We start from the raw sequence: 5,131 nt of genomic DNA on the forward strand, positions 1-5,131 counted from the left end.
GCCCGCCGCCCGGGTAGCCGAGCACGATCGAGCTCTCCCCCGACGTGGCATCGGCTGGGGCCAGGCCCTTCGCCGCCGACCTGGTCGCCGACCGGCTGCGGGCCGCGGGCGTCGAATTGCGTTTCGGCTCGGGCATCGCGACCGCCGAACGGGCGGGCGGACCAGATGACGGCGTGCATCTGAGCCTGGACGACGGCACCCGCCTCGTGGTCGACGAACTGCTGCTGGCGACCGGGCGCGCGCCCCGCACCGACGACATCGGGTTGGACACGGTCGGCGTGCCGTCGGGGGAGTGGCTGCCCACCGACGACACCTACACCGTGACGGCCGTGGCAGGCGAATGGCTCTATGCCGTCGGCGATGTCAATCACCGTGCTCTGCTCACCCATCAGGGCAAGTACCAGGCGCGCATCGCGGGCACGGTGATCGCCGAGCGGGCGGCGGGCCGCGAACTCGACCTCTCCCCGTGGGGACGGCACACCGGCACCGCCGATCTGCACGCCGTCCCGCAGGTCGTCTTCACCGATCCGGAGATCGCCGCCGTCGGCCTCACCACCGAGGACGCCGCGCGGGCGGGCCGGACGGTCGAGGTCGTCGACTACGACATCGGCCGTGTCGCCGGTGCGCTGCAACATGATCCGGACTATCGTGGGCGGGCCCGCATCCTCGTCGATCCCGAGCGGGGCGTGATCCTCGGCGCCACCTTCGCCGGTGCGGGCGTCGCGGAGCTGCTGCACTCGGCCACCATCGCCATCGCGGGCGAGGTCACCCTGGACCGGCTGTGGCATGCGGTGCCGTCGTTCCCGACCATCAGCGAGGTATGGCTGCGGCTGCTCGAGACGTACCGGGATCAGCGTCGGTGATTACGTCATCCGACGCTCGCGGCCCGCGCCCGGCGGTCCCTAGCGTCGGAGCTATGACGACGACCACATTTCAGCGGGCAGACCTCGAGGAGGACGACGAATGATCACCTACGACCGGCTCTACATCGGTGGTTCGTGGCGTGATCCCAGCGAACCGGCCCTGCTGGAGATCCTTTCGCCACACGATGGCTCGCTCATCGGCCAGGCCGCCCAGGCGCACCCCGCGGACGTGGACGCCGCGGTGAAGGCGGCCGCGACGGCCTTCGAAGGCCGCGCCTGGCGCGACACCGCGCCCGCCGAGCGCATCGCGCTACTGCGCCGGTTCAACGAGCTGCGCGCCGAACAGGCCGACCGGATCGCCGAGTTGATCACCGCCGAGAACGGTTCCGCCGCCTGGTTCACCACCGCCGGTCAAGCCGGTCTGACCCGCCAAGCGAACGCCTACCTCACCGCCGCCGAGCACTTCGACTGGGAACGCACCCTCAGCCCCTCGGATCCGAATGCGCACGTGCGCAGCGTGGTTCGGCGCGAGCCGGTCGGCGTGGTGGCGGCGGTGATCCCGTGGAACTCGCCGTTCTCCTCCGCGACCTCGAAGATCCTGCCCGCCCTGCTCACCGGAAACTCGGTGGTGCTCAAGGCATCCCCGGAGAACTCGCTGAGCATGGGCCTGCTGGCCGAGCTGCTGGATCGCCTCGACCTGCCCGACGGGGTGCTGAGCGTGCTGCCCGCGGAACGGGAGACGAGCGAGTACCTGATCTCGCATCCGCTGGTGGACAAGATCGCGTTCACCGGCTCGACGGCGGCCGGTCGCCGCATCGCCGCCCTCGCCGGTGAACAGCTCAAACGGGTCAGCCTGGAACTCGGCGGCAAATCGGCGGCGGTGATCCTGCCCGACGCCGACCTGGACAGCGTGATGCGGGGCCTGAAGTTCGGTTCCCTGCTCAACAATGGCGAATCCTGTATCGCCCAAACCCGAATCCTGGCCCCGCGCTCCCGCTACGAGGAGGTGGTCGCGGCCCTGGCGGCGCTGGTCGAATCCCTGCCGGTCGGTGATCCGCGCGACCCCGGCACCTTCATCGGCCCGATGGTGCGCGGCGATCAGCAACAGCGGGTCCGCGACTACATCGAGATCGGCCTGGCCGAGGGCGCGCGTCTGGTGTGCGGCGGCCCGCAGCTGCCGCCCGGCCTGCGCGATGGCTTCTATGTCACCCCAACGGTTTTCGCCGACGTGACGCCGGACATGCGCATCGCGCGCGAGGAGATCTTCGGTCCGGTCCTGGTCGTGCTCGCCTACGACGATATCGACGACGCGCTCCGCATCGCCAACGACTCCGAGTACGGGCTCTCCGGCGGCGTCTGGTCGGCGGACGAGGCCGCGGCCCTCGCGGTGGCCCGCCGCATCCGCACCGGGACGGTCACCGTCAACGGCGCGCCGATCGGATTCGACGGCCCCTTCGGCGGATTCAAGGCCAGCGGGATCGGCCGTGAATACGGTGCGGTCGGCCTGGCCCAGTACACCGAATACCAGACGATCACCGTCTGACGCCGCTGATAGGGTGATCACGTGCTCATGGAGGAAGTCGACAGAATCTAGCCGCCCGGTCGAAGGCGGCGCTTTCTCACCTCTTTGCCTTCGTCCGGCTCCGCGACGTTCCTTATTCACGTGCGGCCCGCTCGTTCCCGAGCAGGAAAGAGTCGACGAACCATGTCCACATCCATGTCCATGTCCGCTGCCATCACCCTGCGGCAGCTGTCCTTCGAATGGCCCGACGGCACCGTCGCGCTGTCCGGGCTCAACGGCACGTTGAGCACCGGACGCACCGGTCTGGTCGGCCGCAACGGCGCTGGTAAGTCCACGCTGTTGCGGCTGATCGCCGGGCAGCTGACCCCGACGTCCGGGAGCATCGAGACCACCGGCGCGGTGGGGTATCTCCCGCAGACCCTCACCCTCGGCCGCGACGCCACCCTCGCGCAATTGCTCGGTATCGCAGGCACACTCGCGGCCCTGCGCGCCATCGAGTCCGGCGACGCCGCCGACGCGCACTTCGAGACCGTCGGCGACGACTGGGATATCGAGGCCCGCGCCGACGAGGCGCTGCACGACATCGGTTTCAGCGCCGCCGATCTGGACCGCCGGGTCGGGGAGATCTCCGGCGGTGAAGCCGTGCTCGTCGCGATCACCGGGCTGCGGATCCAGCGCACCCCGATCACGCTGCTCGACGAGCCGACCAACAATCTCGACCGCGAAACCCGCGCCAGGCTGGCCGGATTCGTGGACGCCTGGCCCGGCACCCTCATCGTGGTGAGCCATGACCTCGAACTGCTCGAGCGGATGGACGCCACCGCCGAATTGCACGGCGCGACACTGGAAGTGTTCGGCGGGCCCTACAGCGCCTGGAAACAGTACGCAGAACAGGAACAGGCCGCGGCCGTGCAGGCGGCCCGGAGCGCCGAACAGGCGTTGAAGGTCGAGAAGCGGCAGCGCGTCGAGGCCGAGACCAAACTCGCCCGACGCGAGCGCACCGCCCGCGCCACCCAGCGGGACGGGGGAATTCCACGAATTCTCGCGGGCAACCGGGCGAGCAAGGCGCAAAGTTCGGCCGGTGCGATGCGCACCACGCTGGACGCGAAAGTACGTGCGGCCCAGGAAATCCTGGACTCCGCGTCGTCACGGGTACGCCGTGAGGAACACATTCATCTGGAACTGCCCGATCCCGAGGTGCCGCGCAGCCGCCGCATCGCGGAACTGGGCGAGGGTGACCGCCGCATCGTCATCCAAGGGCCGGAACGCGTCGCCCTGATCGGGCCCAACGGCGCGGGCAAGTCGACGTTGATCGAGAATCTGCTCGCCGGTCGGCACCCCGAACGCGGCACACTGCTCACCGACCGGGTGGGCTATCTTCCGCAGCGGCTGGACAATCTGGACGAGCAGGCCAGCGCGCTCGACAACGTGCACGCGGTGGCCACCACCACCGCACTGGGCACGGTCCGGAATCGACTGGCCCGCTTGCTGCTTCGCGGAAGCAGCGTGGAACGGCCGGTCTCGACGCTGTCGGGCGGCGAACGGTTCCGAGTGTCGCTGGCGCGCTTGCTGTTCGCCGATCCGCCCGCGCAACTGCTGATCCTCGACGAGCCGACCAACAATCTCGATATCGGCAGCGTGGACCAGCTGGTCGAAGCCCTCGGCGACTATCGCGGCGCGATACTCGTTGTCAGCCACGACTATCCGTTCCTGCGCCGGATCGGCATCGACACCGTCATCGAGCTCGAGGTCGACGGCGGTATGCGGCGACGCGACAGCCTGTAGCCACGCGACAGCCTGGAGACAGCGGAATGCCGGGCCCGGTTGTCTTACCGGGCCCGGCATTCGGGCGAGATCACAGATGGTCGGCGTCGATGATGGCCTGCGCGAACGGCTGCGGCGCCTCCTGCGGGACGTTGTGCCCGATCCCGTCGAAGACGCGGTGCTCGTACTTCCCGGTGAACTTGCCGCGATACCCCTTCCCGTCCTTGGCGGCCCCGTCGAAGTCGCTGCCGATCGTGATGGCGGGCACCGAGATCGCCGGTCCGGTCGCGAGCTGCTGTTCGTAGGCGTCGTATTGCGGCTCGCCCGGGGCCAGGCTCAAACGCCACCGGTAATTGGAGATGACGATGTCCACCTGATCGGGATTGTCGAAGGCGGCGGCGCTGCGGTCGTAGGTGGCGTCGTCGAAATTCCAGGCCGGGGAGGCCCGCTTCCAGATCAGCTTGTTGAAGTCGTGGCGATTGTGGTCGTAGCCGAGGCGGCCGCGTTCGGTGGCGAAGTAGTACTGGTACCACCAGCCCAGTTCGGCCTCCGGCGGCAGCGGCTGCTGTTGGGCGGCCTGCTGGGTGATGATGTAGCCGCTCACCGCGACCATGGCCTTGACCCGCTGCGGCCACAGCGCGGCGATGATGTCGACCGTGCGTGCGCCCCAGTCGAATCCGCCGAGCACGGCCTTGTCGATGTGCAGGGCGTCCATGAAATCGACGATGTCGCGGGCGATCGCGGACTGCTGACCGTTGCGTACGGTCTGCGGGGACAGGAAGCGGGTTTCGCCGTAGCCGCGCAGGAACGGGACGAATACGTGATATCCGGACGCGGCCAGCAGCGGGCCGACGTCGGCGTAGCTGTAGGCGTCGTAGGGCCAGCCGTGCAGCAGGATCACCGGTTGCCCGGTGGCGGGCCCGAATTCGGCGTAGGCGACCGAGAGGACGCCCGCGTCGATCTTCTTGATCGGGCCCAGGCT

The 5,131-nt window shown here is 69.0% G+C and carries 4 protein-coding genes; 3 read left to right on the forward strand and 1 reads right to left on the reverse strand.

Annotation, left to right across the window (positions count from 1 at the left end):
- Nucleotides 1-26: 26 nt before the first annotated feature.
- The 3 genes from ACWELQ_RS37535 (at nt 27) to ACWELQ_RS37545 (ending at nt 4,170) form a co-directional block, all read left to right on the forward strand.
- Nucleotides 27-863 carry an FAD-dependent oxidoreductase gene (locus ACWELQ_RS37535; RefSeq protein ID WP_452401770.1) on the forward strand — a complete coding sequence of 279 codons (837 nt, stop codon included), beginning with the start codon at nt 27-29 and terminating at the stop codon, nt 861-863.
- Between the two features lie 100 nt (nt 864-963).
- Complete coding sequence (locus ACWELQ_RS37540) at nt 964-2,406, forward strand: aldehyde dehydrogenase (RefSeq protein ID WP_452401768.1); 1,443 nt, start codon at nt 964-966, stop codon at nt 2,404-2,406.
- A 180-nt stretch (nt 2,407-2,586) separates the two neighbouring features.
- Nucleotides 2,587-4,170 (forward strand): ABC-F family ATP-binding cassette domain-containing protein, encoded by a 1,584-nt coding sequence (locus tag ACWELQ_RS37545; RefSeq protein WP_452401771.1) that lies wholly within the window; start codon nt 2,587-2,589, stop codon nt 4,168-4,170.
- A gap of 70 nt (nt 4,171-4,240) precedes the next feature.
- Here ACWELQ_RS37545 and ACWELQ_RS37550 read toward each other — a convergent pair.
- A partial coding sequence (locus tag ACWELQ_RS37550; protein WP_452401769.1) for an alpha/beta fold hydrolase occupies nt 4,241-5,131 on the reverse strand: 891 nt, incomplete at its 5' end.

The sequence above is a fragment of the Nocardia sp. NPDC004722 genome, assembly GCF_053601505.1.

Coding starts and splice junctions, on each gene's coding strand:
- ACWELQ_RS37540 (WP_452401768.1), top strand. CDS start 964: ATGATCACCTACGACCGGCTCTACATCGGTGGTTCGTGGCGTGATCCC.
- ACWELQ_RS37545 (WP_452401771.1), top strand. CDS start 2,587: ATGTCCGCTGCCATCACCCTGCGGCAGCTGTCCTTCGAATGGCCCGAC.